The organism is Rhodococcus sp. 14-2470-1a, from assembly GCF_002259425.1.
In the GTDB taxonomy this organism is placed as follows: domain Bacteria; phylum Actinomycetota; class Actinomycetes; order Mycobacteriales; family Mycobacteriaceae; genus Rhodococcoides; species Rhodococcoides fascians_E.
Genome location: NZ_NPFZ01000001.1, coordinates 12679 through 28942, shown reverse-complemented (window position 1 = coordinate 28942; position 16264 = coordinate 12679). Strand labels below are relative to the sequence as shown.

Genomic DNA, 16264 nt, shown 5'->3' with positions numbered 1-16264 from the left:
GGGTATCGATAGACGATGAACGCCAACAGCAGCCCCGATGCCCGCCGTGTCCTCGTCACCGGAGCGACCGGTTATCTCGGCGGCAGGCTCGCTCCGCGTCTTCTGGACGCGGGATTCACGGTTCGGGTGTTGGCCCGCACCCCCGACAAGCTCCAGGGAGTGCCGTGGGCGGACGACGTCGAGATCGCCCAGGGAGATCTGGGTGACCGCGATTCGCTGAAGAAGGCGTTCGCCGACGTCGATGTCGTCTACTACCTGGTGCACTCGATGGGTTCCGGCGGCGGCGACTTCAAGAAGACCGAGCGTGAGAGCGCCGAGAACGTCGCTGCGGTCGCCGCGGAGGCCGGAGTGTCGAGGATCGTCTATCTCGGCGGGCTGCACCCCCAGTCGGGGGAGCTTTCCGAGCACCTGGAATCGCGCGCCGAAGTCGGCACTATTCTGTGCGAGTCCGAAGTGCCGACCTTCGTCCTCCAGGCCGGAGTGGTCATCGGTGCGGGATCGGCGTCGTTCGAGATGATTCGCCACCTCACCAACAGGCTGCCGGTCATGACGACACCGCGCTGGGTCCACAACAAGATTCAGCCGATCGCAGTGCGCGACATCTTGCACTACCTCCTCGGTGCTGCGGACGCGGACCTTCCCGAGAGCAGGACCTACGACGTCGGCGGCCCGGACGTGATGGAGTACGGCGAGATGATGAACATCTACGCGGACGTTGCAGGGCTCCGTAAGCGACAGATGGTGGTACTGCCGGTTCTCACCCCGCGGCTGGCCGGCCACTGGATCGGTCTGGTGACCCCGATTCCGAGGGGACTGGCGATGCCGCTCATCGAATCACTGCAGTTCGACGCCGTGGCCCACGAAACCGACATCGACGCCGTCGTCGAACGACCGGAGGGTGGTCTGACGCCGTACCGCGATGCGGTTCGGCTGGCTCTACGCACCATCGACGACGGCGAGTCGGAGTCGACGTGGACGTCGACCGTGTCGGCCCCGTCGGATCCTCTTCCCTCCGACCCCGATTGGGCGGGAGAAACCGTCTTCACCGACGTGCGCAGCGTCTACCTCGGGAGCGGGGCCGACGAGATCCGAAGCCGTGTGGGCAAGGCTGTCGCAGCAGGCAGCGCCGAGAACTGGCAGATCGAGCGCGGTGCGTCGGACGGCAGTGATTCGGACGGCAGTGATTCGGACGGCAGTGATTCGGACGGCAGTGATTCGGACGGTGACATCAGGCTACGTTCCACTGCTACGTTGCCCGGGAACGCGTGGATGCAGTATTCGGTGGTGTCTGCAGGCGGGGGAACGCGGCTCGAGCAACGCATCGACTTCTTTCCTCGCGGTCTCGCAGGCCGCGCCTTCTGGTACGGATCGCTGCCCGCCCGCAAGGTGATCGCAGGGCGTCAGTTGCAACGCGTCGTTGCCCTGGTCGACCGCGCATAGTCACGCGCGCCGTATATCGGGATGATTCTGTCCGGGGGACGCGTTACACTGACAAGCCCCGGCAGAGTGCTGGGGACGTACGGGGCTGAACGGTTTCGACTCTGTATGTTGAGTCAGGGGAAGCGTGTCGGTGCAGGCGAGAGACCACCGTAAGCGTCATCGCAAACATATAAGCGCCGATTCCAATCAGCGCGACTACGCACTCGCTGCCTAAGTAGCGACTGCGTGTCTGTCAGTCCGGGTTCGCCCTCGACCCGGGTACTGGCATCAGCTAGAGGGCTTACCGATTCACTCGGCCACGGAGTGATGAGGAACATCAAACAGTGGCTGGGATCGTCATCCTGGCTTGTTTGCGAGATCAGGAGATCCAAGTAGAGGCATAGCAGACTGCACACGGAGAAGCCCTGGTGATACAGCGGAGGACCCGGGTTCGATTCCCGGCAGCTCCACCGAGACCGGGTCGGAAAGCACACGCTTTCCGACCCGGTTTTTTCTTGCCCGAAGCCTGTAATTCACCTCACAATCGCCTGGCATCGCAAGAATCCAACCCGTGGCAGCGATGGTGTCGAATAGTGATCATGAGCAAGATCGCCACGCCGAAGTTGTGGTCCGGCCCCAGTCCGCGCGGCACTGTCCGCGCCGTCGTCCTCGTCCTGCACGGAGGCAAAGTGGACAGCCACGCGCCCAGTAGGCCCTGGCATCTGTCGGGACTGCGCATGTGGCAGTTCACGTGGGCGCTGCGGCGTGCCGGCCGAGCCGATGGCATAGCAGTACACCAACTGCAGTACCGGTTCCGCGGATGGAACGGTGTCGAACGCAGCCCCGTTCGTGACGCCCGTTGGGCGTTGCTACGGATTCGAGACGAGCATCCCGGTGTGCCGGTGGTGGTCGTCGGGCACTCGATGGGCGGGCGGACGGCGGCCGCCGTCGGCCACGATCCGGGGGTCCTGGGCCTCGTGGCGCTCGCGCCGTGGTGGCCCGACGGCGACGAGCTGGCGAACATCCAGTCCGACCGATCGGTGCGGGTCCTCCACGGGCGCGACGACAGTTGGACGGATCCGCGAAAGTCGTCGGCTGAAGTCGAGTCCGCACGCAGGCGGGGTGTCGATGCGACGTTCGTGGACATGGACGGCGGTCACTTCATGATTCGAAAGTCCCGCACATGGGTCGAGAAGACGACGAAATTCGCGATGGACATCATCGCGCGTGTCCCCTCCGAAGAAAACGGAGTGTCGTCGTGACGCGTCGGCGTGTGGCGGTCGTAGGTAGTGGTGTCGCGGGTTTGACTGCGGCGTACGTGTTGTCGAAGTCCGCGCACGTGACTCTGTACGAGGCCGACGACAGGCTCGGCGGTCATGCCGATACACATGTTGTCGACGGTGTGGGCGTCGACACCGGCTTCATCGTCCACAACGACCGGACGTATCCGACTCTGCTCCGTCTCTTCGCCGAGTTGAACGTGCCCACGCAGGAATCCGACATGAGCATGTCGATTCGGTGCGACGGTTGTGGCCTCGAATACTCCGGTGGCCAGGGGGTCCGAGGGATTCTTCCTTCGGTACGGACGTTCGCCCGCCCTCGGTATCTGAAGATGCTGCGCGAAATCACGCGATTCCACCGGACCGCGACGGAGTTGCTGCGAGCGACCGACAGCACTGTCTCCGACGAAACTCTGGCCGATTTCCTCGGTCGCACGCGCTTCTCCGAATACTTCACCGCGCATTTCATGGCTCCACTCGTCTCGGCGGTGTGGTCGTGTGATCCGGGCACGGCCCTGAACTATCCGGCGCGATATCTGTTCACTTTTCTCGAACACCACGGCATGCTCAGCGTGACGGGCTCTCCGGTCTGGCGCACGGTGACCGGCGGCTCGGTGCGCTACGTCGAGCGCGTCGCCGCGTACATCGACGAGATCCGCACGAGTACAGCGGTACACGCGGTGTACCGACACGTCGACGGAGTCGACATCCGCGATTCTCGCGACGTGCTGGAACGCTACGACGCCGTCGTCATCGCGGTACATCCCCACCAGGCGCTGAAGATGCTCGCCGAGCCCACCGCGCTCGAGCACTCGGTGCTCGGGTCGATGCCGTACTCCATCAATCACACTCAGCTCCACACCGACCAGTCGGTACTTCCGGCGACGACGAGTGCGCGGGCGTCGTGGAACTACCGAATTCCGGAATGCGGCGCGCAGCCGGACAGCGTTCTCGTCAGCTACGACATGACGAGACTGCAGAGGCTGGCAGGCTCGCAGCGATTCCTGGTGACACTCGGTGGATCTCACGTCGTCGACCCGTCGACCGTTCTCGACGAGATGACGTACGAGCACCCGCAGTACACGCCCGCGTCGCTCGAAGCTCAACGCAGGCTCCCGGAATTGAACACCGACATTGTGGCTTTCGCGGGTGCCTACCACGGTTGGGGTTTCCACGAAGACGGTGCGGAATCAGGTCGGGTGGCTGCCGAACGTGTGGGCGGGCAGTGGACGTGACGCACGCCAACGCCATCTTCTCAACGACCATCGTGCACGTGCGTACGGCGCCGATACGAAACAAGTTTCGCTACCGCAGTTACAGTTGGTTCGTCGACCTCGACCGTCTGCCCGCGTTTCCGCGGTGGATCCGGCCACTCGCGACGTTCCACGCGAGCGATCACATCGGTGACCCCTCGAAGTCCATCCGGCAGAACATCGACGCGTTTCTGGCGGACCAGGGCATCGACCTCGGCGGCGGACGGATCACGATGCTCGCCAGCGCCCGGGTGCTCGGACACACGTTCAACCCACTCAGCGTCTTCTGGTGTCACGACCGGGAGGACGGGCTCGTGTGCGTCGTCGCTGAAGTCCACAACACCTACGGTGAGCGATACGCCTACCTGCTGCACACCGACGACGTGGGCGCGGCGCGAGCACGTAAGGAGTTCTACGTCTCTCCGTTCAACGATGTCAGTGGCGAATACCGGATGAAACTGCCCGAGCCGGACTCGACACTGGCGCTCTCCATCGTTCTCGAACGCGAGGGCGCACCGCCGTTCGTGGCGAGCGTGACCGGGCACCGAAGGCCTGCCACCACTCGATCGGTGCTGGCATCGGCAGTTTCGGTTCCGCTCGCGCCCGCGCGTGTGGTGGCACAGATTCGCTGGCAAGGAATTCGGCTGTGGGCGAGGGGTCTACCCATCGTTCCACGTCCGAAAGCACCCGCTGTACGAAAGGCAACACGATGACAACCGTCGTTCGATCGAAGTCCGACGTGGACACACACAATTGGCCAGGCATCGCTTTCGTGCCGGCAGGGACGAAGGCAAAGGTCGCCGCGCCGGTCGCCGACTTCCTGTTTCGCCGCGCAGTGGGAACGCTGCCACTTCGGGCTCGCTTCGCCGACGGCAGCGTGATCGGTGGCGGCGGCCCCGAATCCCCGGTGATGCAGATCGTGCGGCCAGCCGACTTCGCTGCGCGAGTAGGCCAGAGCGGACTCATCGGGTTCGGTGAGGCGTACATGGCAGGGGACTGGGACGCGGAAGACCTGACCGCGGTACTCGAAGTGTTCGCCACTCGGATGGCAACGTTGATTCCGAGATCGCTGCAGCGTCTCCGCGGCCTGTACGTGCCGAAACCCCCACGTGCGGAGCGGAACACGACCGACAACACTCGATCCAACATCTCGCGACACTACGACCTGTCCAACGACCTGTTCGAACTGTTCCTCGACGAGACCATGACCTACTCGAGCGCGCTGTTCGCGTCCGGGGGCACCCGTGAGGACGGCGAACCGCTCGCGGAAGCGCAGCGACGCAAGATCGACAGGTTGCTCGACCGCGCCCAAGTCGGAGAAGGAAGCCGCGTACTGGAAATCGGCACGGGCTGGGGTGAACTGGCCATCCGTGCGGCGACGCGGGGGGCGATGGTGCGCTCGGTGACGTTGTCCACCGAGCAGCAGGAACTCGCCTGCAAGCGTATCGCCGACGCCGGGTACTCGGAACGGGTCCAGGTCGACCTACTCGATTACCGCATGGTCGACGGTGAATACGACGCGGTGGTGTCGGTCGAGATGATCGAGGCGGTCGGACACGAATACTGGGGTACGTACTTTCGGACCATCGACAGGGTTCTCGCGCCCGGTGGGAGAGTGGCGATCCAGGCGATCACGATGCCGCACGATCGGATGCTGGCCACCCGGAACACGTACACCTGGGTGCACAAGTACATCTTCCCCGGTGGGTTCCTGCCATCGCTGCGCGCGATCGACGAGGTCACCGAGAGTCACACGACTCTCCGTGTGCGCGAGCGATTGTCGATGGGCGACCATTACGCACGGACCCTGCGGAGGTGGGACGAGGAGTTCACCGCCCGCCGCGCCGAGACGTCGGAGTTGGGGTTCGATCGGACATTCGACCGAATGTGGCACTTCTATCTGTGCTACTCGGAAGCGGGCTTCCGCTCCGGGTATCTCGATGTGCAGCAGATCGTTCTGGACCGTAGGGGAGACAGATGAGCACCGCTGGAGTTGCACCGCGTATCGCGGAGTTGGTGGCGCCCTACGTCGGAGGGAATCTGCCGGTGCGCTTGCACGCATGGGACGGCAGTGTCGCCGGGACCGTCGGCGCCCCCGACGTACACCTGAAGTCGCCGAACGTTCTGCGGCGACTGCTGTGGAACCCGGGGGAGTTGGGTGCGGCGCAGTCCTACGTACTGGACGAACTCGACGTCGACGGTGACCTCGGAGCCGCGCTCGCCCACGTGTGGAGCGAAGTTCGAGCGAGGAAGCTGTCGGCCGTTCGTCCGTCACCCGCGGCGCTGCTGAAGCTCGCCAAGTTGGCCCGTGAACTCGGAGTGTTCGGTCGTCCCCTCGCCCCGCCTGCGTCGCAGGCGGTCGTCAAGGGCAGGCTGCATTCGCTGGTGCGGGACCGCGCCGCGATCAGCCACCACTACGACCTGTCGAACGACTTCTACGAACTGGTGCTCGATTCCCACATGGCGTACTCGTCGGGGTACTGGACGTCCACCGCACCGACGTACACCCTCGACGACGCACAGACGGACAAGCTCGACCTCGTGTGCCGCAAGATCGGCCTGGACACCGCTCCCGGTCAGCGGTTCCTCGACGTGGGCTGCGGTTGGGGTTCGTTGAGTCTGCACGCGGCACAGGAATACGGCGCCCACGTCGTCGGCGTCACGATCTCGCGTGAGCAGAAGGCGTTCATCGACAAGCGAATTGCGGACCGAGGACTACAGGACCGCGTCGAGATCAGGATCCAGGACTACCGCGAGATCCCCGACGGTCCGTTCGACGCGGTCGCGTCCATCGAGATGGGCGAGCACGTGGGTGAGTCGAACTACCCCACGTACACCGCTGCGTTGCACCGCAACGTGCGGCCGGGCGGGCGGGTGTTGATCCAGCAGATGTCCCGCAAAGAAGGCGACAATCCGGGCGGAGGTGCGTTCATCGAGCAGTTCATCGCTCCGGACATGTACATGCGCCCCGTCGGTCGAACCGTCGCGATGATCGAGGAAGCCGGACTCGAAGTGCGCGACGTCCATGCGATGCGTGAGCACTACGTGCGAACGGTGGACGTGTGGACCGAGCGATTCGAGGCGCGCTGGGACGACGTCGTCGAGCTCGTCGGAGAGGAGGTCGCACGCGTCTGGCGGCTGTATCTCGTCGGCGGAGGCATGGCGTTCCGCGAGGGCCGAATGGGCGTCGACCAGATACTGTCGGTGCGCCCCGGACCCGACGGGCAGGTCGACTTCGATCCCGTTCGACCTGTCTGGGTAGGTACCGAACCGTGAATGCATTCGATCGGTCCGAGTTCCTGACAGTGTCCGGCTCCGCGCTGCTCGCCACCGCCGTTCTGATGATCGTCACCGCACTCGTCGGCAGCAGGATCGGGCGGCACAGCGTCGTCGACGTGACGTGGGGTGGAGGTTTCGTCCTCATCGCGCTCGTGTCGGGCGTGGTCGGAACCGGGGAGGGATGGCGCCGGCTGCTGGTGACGGTCATCGTCGCGGTATGGGGACTGCGCTTGGCGTGGCACGTGTTTCGCCGGTCGATCGGCAGCGGCGAGGACCCGCGGTACGAGGAGTTGCTGTCGAAGGCCACGGGAAACCGTACTCTCTACGCCCTCCGGAAGATCTACCTGACGCAGGGGGTGGCCCTGTGGTTCGTCTCGCTGCCCATCCAGGTCTCCGCCGTCGCGCAGTCCTCCGTGCCGGTGACGGTCGTTCTCGGCGTGCTGCTGTGGGCTGCCGGCCTGACATTCGAAGCTCTCGGTGACGCGCAGTTGAGAGCGTTCAAGGCGGACCCGTCGAACAAGGGCAGGATCATGGACCGCGGTCTGTGGTCGTGGACGCGGCACCCCAACTACTTCGGTGACGCCTGTGTGTGGTGGGGGATCTTCCTCGTCGCGGCGTCGGCGTGGCCCGGGGTGCTCACGGTCCTCTCGCCCGTCGCGATGACCTATTTCCTCGTGTTCGCGACGGGTGCGCGTCTGCTGGAACGCTCCATGCAACGACGCCCGGGATACGCCGACTACCAGCGTCGCACGAGTTACTTCCTGCCTCGCCCTCCGAAATCACCTCGCACTTCCTAGCCGCGCCCCGCCGCGTTCTCGGTCAGCGATTAGAGTCGAACTGGCCGGCACAGGGTGAGAACAAGGAGGCGCATCGTGGCGCACGAACGAGCTGGAACAATTGCCCTTCCCGAGGACCTCGTGGATGTCGCGCAGTTGATCACCGCCTACTACTCGCGGACGCCCGACGTGTCGGATCCCGGGCAACAGGTCGTGTTCGGAACCTCGGGACACCGGGGTTCCAGCCTCGACTCGGCGTTCAACGAACGCCACATCCTGGCGACAACTCAGGCGATCGTCGAATATCGTGCGTCGCAAGGGATCACGGGTCCGCTGTTCATCGGGCGCGACACCCACGCACTGTCCGAGCCTGCCTGGACCACGGCGCTCGAAGTGTTGGCCGCCAACGATGTCACCGTGCTGGTCGACTCCGGGGACCGCTACACACCTACTCCGGCTGTCAGTCACGCGATTCTGCGGTACAACGCGTCGGGACCGGAACGCCGCGCCGACGGAATCGTCGTGACCCCGTCTCACAACCCACCGCGTGACGGAGGCTTCAAATACAACCCTCCCCACGGCGGGCCCGCCGACAGCGACGCCACGTCGGTCATCGCAGCTCGCGCCAACGAACTTCTGCGCGCCGACCTCGCCGGGGTGCGGCGGGTGTCCCTCGACACCGCGATGCGCACCACCGTCGAACGCTACGATTACCTCGGCACGTACGTCGACGACCTGCCCAGCGTCGTGGACCTCGACGCGGTTCGCGCCGCGGGCGTTCGGATCGGTGCAGATCCGCTCGGCGGCGCAAGCGTCGACTACTGGGACGCGATCGCCGAGCGCCACAACCTCGACCTCACCGTGGTGAATCCACTCGTCGACTCCACCTTCCGTTTCATGACTCTCGACACCGACGGCAAGATCAGGATGGACTGCTCGTCGCCGAACGCGATGGCGTCGTTGATCGCAGCTCGGACGTCGTACGACATCGCCACCGGCAACGACGCGGACTCGGACCGGCACGGCATCGTCACGCCCGACGGTGGACTGATGAATCCCAACCACTACCTGGCCGTGGCGATCGACTACCTGTTCACGCATCGTTCGGGATGGTCGCCCACCGCGCGTGTCGGTAAAACTCTGGTCTCGTCGTCCATGATCGATCGGGTGGTTGCCGGACTGGGTCGGCAGTTACTGGAAGTTCCCGTCGGTTTCAAATGGTTCGTACCCGGACTGCTCGACGGCGACCTCGGTTTCGGCGGAGAGGAGAGCGCAGGTGCGTCCTTCCTGCGCACCGACGGCCGCGTCTGGACGACCGACAAGGACGGCATCATTCTGGCGCTCCTCGCGTCGGAGATCACTGCGGTCACCGGAAAGACACCCTCCGAACGCTATTCGGAGTTCACCGCCGAGTACGGCGACCCGTCGTACGCCCGTGTGGATGCACCGGCCACCCGTGAGCAGAAGGCGGTCCTCGGCAAGCTGTCTCCCGAGCAGGTGACCGCAACCGAACTCGCGGGTGAGGAGATCACCGCCACCATGACGACGGCGCCCGGCAACGACGCTGCCATCGGAGGGCTGAAGGTCACCACCGAGAATGCGTGGTTCGCGGCACGGCCCTCCGGCACCGAGGACGTCTACAAGATCTACGCCGAATCGTTCCGAGGAGCCGATCACCTCGCTCAGGTTCAGGCAGCGGCAAAGGAATTGGTGTCCCAGGCCTTGAACGAGTCGTGACGGAAGACAATCGGCAGGAAAGCAATCGCACACCGGTCTCGTCCGAGATCTGGGTACTGATCTCGGCAAGCTTCGTCATCGCACTCGGGTTCGGCATCGTCTCGCCTGCGCTCCCGCAGTTCGCGACCGAGTTCGGAGTCGGCGTGTTCGCCGCGTCCGCTGTCATCAGTACCTTCGCGCTGATGCGTCTTCTGTTCGCCCCCGCAAGCGGGACGCTGGTGCAGAAACTGGGGGAGCGCCCGATCTACCTGTCCGGTCTCTTGATCGTCGCGCTGTCCACCGGTGCGTGTGCGTTCGCCCAGACCTACTGGCAGCTCCTCGTGTTCCGCGGGCTCGGTGGCATCGGATCCACGATGTTCTCGGTGTCCGCACTCGGACTGTTGATCCGGATGAGCCCACCCCAGAGCCGTGGACGGATCTCGGGCCTCTACGCCACGAGTTTTCTGCTCGGATCGATCGGTGGTCCGTTGCTGGGCGGAGCCGTCGTCGGGCTCGGTCTCCGTGCGCCGTTTCTCATCTACGCGGTGGCGCTCGTGATCGCCGCGGCCGTCGTGTTCTTCGCCCTCGGCGACGTCGAGGAAGAGAAAGCGAGTGCGGATTCGTCGGTCCCCGTTCTCACCCTCCGGACGGCGTGGGCGGTGCCCGCCTACCGAGCGGCACTGGCGTCCAATTTCGCGACGGGCTGGGTGATCTTCGGCGTGCGAGTGGCCTTGATTCCGCTCTTCGTCATCGAGGTACTCCAGCGGTCCGCGGCGGTCGCGGCAGTGTCGTTGGCCGTCTTCGCGGTCGGTAATGCGATAGTGCTCACCACCGCGGGGCGTCAATCGGACCTCCGCGGGCGCAAACCCTTCGTCGTGGCAGGTCTGGTCGTCGCAGGCGTCGGGACAGCGGGGATAGGGCTCACCGACGACATCGCGCTGTTCATGGCGTTCTCGGTTCTCGCGGGCGTCGGATCCGGTCTGATGACACCGGCGCAGCAGGCGTCCATCGCGGATGTCATCGGGTCCAAAGCGCGCGGCGGACCGGTGCTCTCCACCTTCCAGATGTCCGCGGACGTGGGTGCGATCCTCGGCCCGGTGGTCGCAGCCAAGATCGTCGAGGGGGCGTCGTACGGCACCGCTTTCGTGGCATCCGGCGTGATTCTGCTCGCGGCAGCCGCATGGTGGATCACCGTCCCCGAGCCGGGAGGTAGGAAGAGCGCCGCAGCCCCGGCCACGTGAGGCTTTCGTATCATGTGCACGTGAGTCAAAAGAGAACATCCGGGGCAAAGTACACACCTCAGCCGACGTCCAACACCTTCACTTACGTGCTTGCGGGCGTCGCACTTGTCGTGGTTGTCGCCGTGATCGTGGTGGCCATCCTCTGGCAGCGAGGGGGCGACGAGCCACGCAACGACGGATACGGCTCGGTCCGCAACGCCGAGGTCGTCTCGACCGTATCCGACGACGGTGTGGTCGAACTCGGTGTTCCGGGTGCGCCGCGCACCGTCGACATCTTCGAGGACCCGATGTGCCCGTTCTGCGGCGAACTCGAGGTGAAGCACGGCCAGGAACTGGCACAGAAGATCGACGAAGGAACCATCGCGGTTCGCTATCACATGGTCGTTCTGCCCCAACTGAATCAGTTGTCCGCGAGCGGCGACTACTCCAGTCGGGCGGTGGCTGCGTCGCGCTGCGTTGCCGAATCGTCCGACGCGATCGTGTACTCCGCGTTCCACGCAGAATTGTTCTCGACAGAGTTCCAACCGGAAGAGAGCGGTGAGACCGACCACTCGAACGCCGAACTGGCGGAGATGGCTACGCGTAATGGTGCGAGCACCTCCGTAGCAGACTGCATCACCAGTGGAAGCGCCGCAGACGTCGCTGCTGCCGACGCGGAAACCGCCCGGGCTGCATTGGCTGCGGCAGGAGCCGCCGGCACCCCCGGCGTTCTCGTCGACGGGCAACTCGTCGACGCACTGCGTGAGTCGTCATGGGTCGAATCCATCGGCTGACACCCGCGCTTCGCCGGTGACGCGCTCTGAGCTGCTGATTTGTTCCCGTCAACGACAATGGTGTAACTTCGTTCGAGCAACCGCAAGGTAACGCGGAAGCGAAGTACGGGGCTATGGCGCAGCTGGTAGCGCACCACACTGGCAGTGTGGGGGTCAGGGGTTCGAGTCCCCTTAGCTCCACAAAGAGGAGAGTCACCACCATGGTGACTCTCCTTTTTTGTGTAAGTACTCCGGTCGGTCGCGGCGTTCCTAATGCGCCGCGTCGAAGGCTTGCTCCACGTCCGTCGGAATTCGACCGCGAGTGGAAATCGCGTAACCGTTCGACTTCGCCCATTCCCGAATCGCCTTGGTCTGATTCGCGTCGCGTTTGGAGTTCACCGAAACGGATCCGCCGGACTTCTTCGCGCGCTTTCCGCCCACCCGCAACGAATGCTCGATGTAGTAATCGAGCTTCCGGTGAAATTCCTTGGCGTTCTTGTCGCTGAGGTCGATTTCGTAACCGACACCGTTCACCGAAAAAGTTATGTGCTCGCCGCCGGATTCGATCGGCTTGTCATCGATATCGTCCACCAGTTGGACGAAGACTTTCTTGGCCATATGAAAAGTTCTCCAATGAAGTTCAGGTGCGTCTGCATCACACTCAACGCGACTATACGACCGACCGGGCAATTTATCCATGCACGACGAATTGTCGGATGCCGCTGTTCGGAGCGAACGTGACGTTCGGTCACTTGGAGTGACCGAACGGTTCATTCGGTCTCGGATGGTTGCTTTTGCGAGCTCGTTTTGTGTGTCACCGAAAGGAATATGAAGTGTGCGGAGGTTTTGGAGTGAACGGCAACGGTTGAGTCACGGCATGCTCACGATTTGCTTCCGAAAGGCTGATTGCTAGTCGATGTGCGTGATGCTGCTGCTTCACTTGGGGCTCAAGTGTCCACTGATTCCTGTGGGAACGACCGAGGGCTCGTGTGGCCTGGTGTCTGTCGGAGTGAGAGGGGAGCGGTGCGCCGGGCTCAGGCCGCGGTGCGCTCACAACCGTCGATGAACAAAACTGGTGTGCTCGCGTTTCTGTCGATCGGACTGCTGTCCGCTGCGGTGATCGCTCCCGCGGCGGCGAGTGCCGATCCGGCCTCCGAATCGACCGGGAACGAACTCTCCGGCAAGACGGTCTTCCTGGACCCGGGTCATCAAGGGACGGGCCACTCGGAGGATCTCACGCGTCAGGTCGACGATGGACGCGGCGGAACCAAGGACTGCCAGACGACGGGCATGACGTCGCTCGGTGGAGTGCCGGAGCACACGATCAACTGGAACGTCTCGCAGCTCGTGAAGTCGAGTCTGGAGAGCCTCGGTGCGACGGTGGTGACTTCGCGGGCGGACGACACCGGTTGGGGCGGCTGCGTCGACGAGAGGGCGGAGGCCGCCACGCGATCGGGGGCCGACGTGGCCGTCAGCATTCATGCGGACTCCACGTCCACAGGCCCGGACGAGAACAAGCACGGCTTCCACCTCATCGTTCCCACCTTGCCGATCCCCGATACAGCGGCCGACGCGGCACAATCGGCGGGTGGGCGACAGGCAACGTCACTGATGCGCGACGCCTACGAACGTGCCGGTTTCACTCCTGCCAACTACGCCGGTGTGACAGACGGTGTTCAGGAACGCGCCGACGTCGCAGGCCCTGCGCTGACGGGTGTACCGCTGGTGTTCGTCGAGATGGGCAACGGATCCAACCCGTCGGATGCGGACACATTGGAGACCACCGACGGTCAACTGAAGCACGCGATCGCGCTGTCCACCGGGATCATCGACTATCTGCTCGGGCCGGACACCGAAGTCGCTCCCGACGAGAACGCGGCCGAGACGGATGCCGAGACGGTGCCGTCGGTGCCGACTGTTCCCTCCGCTGCCGATTCGACCGCGGGAAACTCGCTGTCGCGGTTGCTGTCCGAGCTCGCTCCCTACGTCGACGCCGGTGGCGGTGAGGCGGACGTTCGGGCCGTCGCCGATGTCGCGCAAGGTCTGCTCCGTCAGATCCTGACTCGATGACCGAACGCGGCACCGAGTAATCTCGCTGCGTGGCCGAGGCAGACCGAACGATTCCCGTTGTCCTCGTCTCGGGCTTCCTGGGTTCCGGCAAGACGACGCTGCTCAATCACCTACTTCGACACAATCGCGGAATTCGCATCGGCGTGGTCGTCAACGACTTCGGGTCGATCAACATCGACTCGATGATGGTTGCCGGACAGGTGGACTCGATGGTGTCGCTGGGCAACGGTTGCCTGTGTTGCGCCGTCGACGTGGACGAACTGGACGCGATGTTCGACGTCCTCGCGGGTAGCAAATCCGCGCTCGACGTGATCGTCGTCGAAGCCAGCGGTCTCGCCGAGCCCCGAAATCTCATACGAATGGTTCTGGCAAGCGACAATCCGCGGGTGTCGTACGGCGGTCTCGTCGGGGTGGTCGATGCCGTCGAATTCGCCTCTACCCGAGCCGAACACCCCGAACTCGACCAGCACGTGCAATTGGCCGACCTGGTGGTGCTCAACAAAGCGGACGTACCGTCGCCCGACGCACTGTCGGACATCGAATCCCTCGTCCGCGGCATCGTCACCGACACGCCTGTTCTGACGACCGACCACGGCCGCGTCGACGCCGAACTGCTCTTCGACGTCCCCGAGCGTGTGCAGGATCCCACGCAGGCGCGTCAGATGTCGTTCGACGAGATTCTCTTCGACCACGACCACGACAGCCATGGCGAACAGGACGACCATGCACATCATCTGCACGCGAAGTACTCCACGACGAGCTTCGAGAGCGACGAGCCGTTCGATCCTCGACGGTTCGTCGACATGTTGGAGAACCCGGCAGGCGACGTCTACCGCATCAAGGGCTTCGTTCACTTCGACGTACCCGGCTACCGCGAGCGCTACGAGGTGAACACCGTCGGCCGGCACATCACGATGACGCCGACGGAGTGGGGCGACGACACCACGAGAATTACCCGGCTCGTTCTGATCGGCACCGACCTCGACGAGGAACTGGCCGAGATTCGGCTACTGGATTGCGTTCGGCGGCCCGGTGACCTCGCCGACGAGTCCGCGATGCTTCCGGTTCACCGGTACGTCCGATCCGGTTAGAGGCCGACCCATTCCGACGTGCCCGACGCGAAGTGCTGTCGCTTCCAGATGGGTACCTCTGCTTTGATCCGTTCGACGAGCAGCGCACACGTTGCGAACGCCTCGGCGCGGTGGGGCGAAGCGACGGCGGCCACGAGGGCGACGTCGCCGATCGACAGGTCACCGACGCGATGCACGGCTGCGACCGGCAGGCCGGATTCTTCCGCCACTTCCACGCAACACGTACGAAGGAACCGTTCCGCCTCGGGGTGGGCCTGGTACTCGAGGGCCGACACCGATTGTCCGCCGTCGTGGTTGCGGACGACGCCGGAGAACAACACGACGGCACCGTGCGTCGGACCGGCGACGGCACTTTCCACCGCCGAGGTGTCGATGGGATCGGCGGATATCGCGGCGAGCAGGTCGGTCATGGGGTGTTCACGTCACTTTCCGAATCGGCGTGGAGTCCGTCTCCAGCAACCTGGGCGAGTAGATGGTCGACGATCGGATCCAACACCGCCAGGCCGTCTTTCACGCCTCCCGGTGATCCGGGGAGATTGACGACGACGGTGCGGCCCGCCACCCCGGACAGTCCGCGGCTGAGCGTCGCATGCGGCGTGACCTTCGTTCCCTGGAGCCGGATGGCGTCGGATACCCCCGGAAGTTCGCGGTCCAGAACGGCCTTGGTGGCCTCGGGGGTCGCATCGGTCGGGGAGACACCGGTGCCACCGGTGCTGACGACGAGGGCGGGGCCGTCGGTGAGAGCGTCGCGCAGGCCTGCCGCGATCTCTGCGTCGGCGTAGACGAGTGGGCCGCGTACGGTGAATCCTCTGTCGAGAAGCCACGCTACGATGCGGGGCCCGGTCGTGTCCTCACGGGTTCCGTTCGCACCACCGGTGGAGGCGACCAGAACGGCGGCTGTTCGGCCCGCCGGAGATGTTTCTGTCACGGACGTAGGCCCAGCGGAGACGGTGTCCTCACGCGACCACGACCCTCGTTTGCCGCCTTCTTTGCGCACCAACCGAATACCGTTCATCGTCGCCGACGGGTCGACGGCCTTGACCATGTCGTGCAACGTGAGCCCGGCCACGGCGACGGCCGTCAGCGCTTCCATCTCCACTCCGGTCGGACCTGTGGTCTTCGCGGTGGCCTCCACCGTGATCGTGGTGTCGGTGAAACCGAACACGATGTCGACCTTCGACAACGCGAGTTGGTGGCAGAGCGGGATGAGTTCCGACGTCTTCTTCGCTCCGGAGATTCCGGCGATCCGTGCGGTCGCGAGCACGTCGGCTTTCGGCATGCCATCGGCACGCACCAACGCGATCACCTCCGCCGTGGTGGCCAGTTCGCCTGCAGCGACGGCGATTCGAGTGGTGTCCTGTTTGGCGGAGACGTCGACCATGCGCGC

General features: G+C 64.4%; 15 protein-coding genes, 1 tRNA gene and 1 other RNA gene. 14 read left to right on the top strand and 3 right to left on the bottom strand.

Annotation, left to right across the window (positions count from 1 at the left end; all coding sequences use genetic code 11):
- Positions 1 to 15: 15 nt before the first annotated feature.
- From CH292_RS00160 to CH292_RS00105, 12 genes are all read left to right on the top strand, one after another.
- Complete coding sequence (locus tag CH292_RS00160; RefSeq protein WP_094653760.1) at positions 16 to 1440, top strand: NAD(P)H-binding protein; 1425 nt, start codon at positions 16 to 18, stop codon at positions 1438 to 1440.
- Between the two features lie 81 nt (positions 1441 to 1521).
- Positions 1522 to 1892, top strand: a transfer-messenger RNA (tmRNA) gene (gene ssrA / locus CH292_RS00155).
- A 126-nt stretch (positions 1893 to 2018) separates the two neighbouring features.
- Entirely contained in the window at positions 2019 to 2681 is a 663-nt protein-coding gene (locus CH292_RS00150) for an alpha/beta fold hydrolase (RefSeq protein ID WP_256977815.1), read from the top strand.
- 11 nt (positions 2682 to 2692) lie between these two features.
- Positions 2693 to 3934: an NAD(P)/FAD-dependent oxidoreductase gene (locus tag CH292_RS00145; protein ID WP_094653759.1), complete on the top strand. Its 1242-nt coding sequence runs from the start codon at positions 2693 to 2695 to the stop codon at positions 3932 to 3934.
- The gene (locus tag CH292_RS00140) at positions 3925 to 4665 is read left to right on the top strand and encodes a DUF1365 domain-containing protein (protein ID WP_094627306.1); all 741 of its coding nucleotides are present in this window, start codon (positions 3925 to 3927) and stop codon (positions 4663 to 4665) included. The genes CH292_RS00145 and CH292_RS00140 overlap by 10 nt, the downstream gene beginning before the upstream one ends.
- Positions 4662 to 5933, top strand: coding sequence for a cyclopropane-fatty-acyl-phospholipid synthase family protein (locus CH292_RS00135; RefSeq protein ID WP_094653758.1), 1272 nt, complete (start codon positions 4662 to 4664; stop codon positions 5931 to 5933). Before CH292_RS00140 ends, CH292_RS00135 begins: the two co-directional genes overlap by 4 nt.
- Complete coding sequence (locus tag CH292_RS00130; protein ID WP_020112070.1) at positions 5930 to 7228, top strand: cyclopropane-fatty-acyl-phospholipid synthase family protein; 1299 nt, start codon at positions 5930 to 5932, stop codon at positions 7226 to 7228. The genes CH292_RS00135 and CH292_RS00130 overlap by 4 nt, the downstream gene beginning before the upstream one ends.
- On the top strand, positions 7225 to 8028 hold the full coding sequence (locus CH292_RS00125) for a DUF1295 domain-containing protein (protein WP_094653757.1): 804 nt from the start codon (positions 7225 to 7227) through the stop codon (positions 8026 to 8028). Before CH292_RS00130 ends, CH292_RS00125 begins: the two co-directional genes overlap by 4 nt.
- 75 nt (positions 8029 to 8103) lie before the next feature.
- Positions 8104 to 9744 carry a phosphoglucomutase (alpha-D-glucose-1,6-bisphosphate-dependent) gene (gene pgm, locus CH292_RS00120; protein WP_094627309.1) on the top strand — a complete coding sequence of 547 codons (1641 nt, stop codon included), beginning with the start codon at positions 8104 to 8106 and terminating at the stop codon, positions 9742 to 9744.
- The gene (locus CH292_RS00115) at positions 9741 to 10964 is read left to right on the top strand and encodes an MFS transporter (protein ID WP_094627310.1); all 1224 of its coding nucleotides are present in this window, start codon (positions 9741 to 9743) and stop codon (positions 10962 to 10964) included. Before pgm ends, CH292_RS00115 begins: the two co-directional genes overlap by 4 nt.
- A gap of 20 nt (positions 10965 to 10984) precedes the next feature.
- Complete coding sequence (locus CH292_RS00110; protein WP_179277880.1) at positions 10985 to 11737, top strand: thioredoxin domain-containing protein; 753 nt, start codon at positions 10985 to 10987, stop codon at positions 11735 to 11737.
- A 107-nt stretch (positions 11738 to 11844) separates the two neighbouring features.
- A tRNA-Ala gene (locus CH292_RS00105) sits at positions 11845 to 11917 on the top strand.
- A gap of 69 nt (positions 11918 to 11986) precedes the next feature.
- Here CH292_RS00105 and CH292_RS00100 read toward each other — a convergent pair.
- Positions 11987 to 12334, bottom strand: a complete 348-nt coding sequence (locus CH292_RS00100; protein ID WP_019667997.1) for an Lsr2 family protein — start codon at positions 12332 to 12334, stop codon at positions 11987 to 11989.
- A 444-nt stretch (positions 12335 to 12778) separates the two neighbouring features.
- On the opposite strand from CH292_RS00100, the gene CH292_RS00095 reads away from it, so the two are divergent.
- Together CH292_RS00095 and CH292_RS00090 are read left to right on the top strand one after the other, a co-directional pair.
- Complete coding sequence (locus CH292_RS00095) at positions 12779 to 13786, top strand: N-acetylmuramoyl-L-alanine amidase (RefSeq protein ID WP_256977813.1); 1008 nt, start codon at positions 12779 to 12781, stop codon at positions 13784 to 13786.
- A gap of 29 nt (positions 13787 to 13815) precedes the next feature.
- Positions 13816 to 14877 carry a GTP-binding protein gene (locus CH292_RS00090; protein WP_037142663.1) on the top strand — a complete coding sequence of 354 codons (1062 nt, stop codon included), beginning with the start codon at positions 13816 to 13818 and terminating at the stop codon, positions 14875 to 14877.
- Here the strand turns inward: CH292_RS00090 and CH292_RS00085 are convergent.
- Together CH292_RS00085 and moaCB are read right to left on the bottom strand one after the other, a co-directional pair.
- Entirely contained in the window at positions 14874 to 15287 is a 414-nt protein-coding gene (locus CH292_RS00085; protein WP_020112066.1) for a molybdenum cofactor biosynthesis protein MoaE, read from the bottom strand. The two genes, CH292_RS00090 and CH292_RS00085, sit on opposite strands and share 4 nt — an antisense overlap.
- Entirely contained in the window at positions 15284 to 16258 is a 975-nt protein-coding gene (gene moaCB, locus CH292_RS00080) for a bifunctional molybdenum cofactor biosynthesis protein MoaC/MoaB (protein WP_230594066.1), read from the bottom strand. Before moaCB ends, CH292_RS00085 begins: the two co-directional genes overlap by 4 nt.
- Positions 16259 to 16264: the final 6 nt, after the last annotated feature.